This window comes from Nocardia flavorosea NBRC 108225 (genome assembly GCF_001613385.1).
Lineage (GTDB): Bacteria > Actinomycetota > Actinomycetes > Mycobacteriales > Mycobacteriaceae > Nocardia > Nocardia flavorosea.
The window spans coordinates 1-630 of sequence record NZ_BDCG01000067.1; the positions used below are offsets into that span (position 1 = coordinate 1).

General features: G+C 69.5%; 1 protein-coding gene and 1 pseudogene. One reads left to right on the forward strand and one right to left on the reverse strand.

Annotation, left to right across the window (positions count from 1 at the left end; all coding sequences use genetic code 11):
* Positions 1 to 251: hypothetical protein (locus NFL01S_RS33860; RefSeq protein ID WP_157117343.1), on the reverse strand; the 251-nt coding region annotated here is incomplete at its 3' end.
* Between the two features lie 131 nt (positions 252 to 382).
* Here NFL01S_RS33860 and NFL01S_RS36645 point away from each other — a divergent pair.
* A pseudogene (locus NFL01S_RS36645) lies at positions 383 to 630 on the forward strand (hypothetical protein); the annotation flags it as partial.

Here is a 630-nt window from a genome sequence, read left to right on the forward strand (position 1 = left end):
CGGTTGCGGTCGGCCGCATCGGCGCGCTCGCGGGCCGGCTCACCGCGTGCGCCGAACAGCAGAATCCCGAGGACGACCGCGACCGCCGCCAGGGCGGCAACAGCCGACCCGGCCAGCAGCCCACCCCGGGAGAGCGTGAGCGCGCCGCAGGGAGGCGCGGCCACCATGGGAAAGAGCTGGTTGTCGAGAACTTCGAACGTCGCCGGGAACCGGGTCAGCATCGATTCGATATCGGTCCACCCGCGATTCACGCTCGCGGACAGGCCAAGCTCGCGAACTTCCACTTCGCACTCGGATTGCACCGCCTGTTCGGTTCTGCGGGGGTACGGGCAGCAAGCCTGGTCGCATATCCGGGAGCGGCCAGGACCAACCCGACGTCACCGTGCGGGATTCCGGAACGGCGCGCACGGCCCGCCTGCGCGCGACCCGGACACTCGGCCAGTCCGCGCAAGCCGGCGCACTGCCGCAGTTACGCGCCGCCACGGACCCGGCGGCCCGAAGCGGCGAGTTGTATGCGCCGCTACTGATCGGAACAGGCCGACCGGTGAGCAGGCCGATTCTGCGGCGGATACATATCGACCGGGCGATCGAAACCCTATGGGAGGTCTCCGAACGCGAAAACAGGTGGCT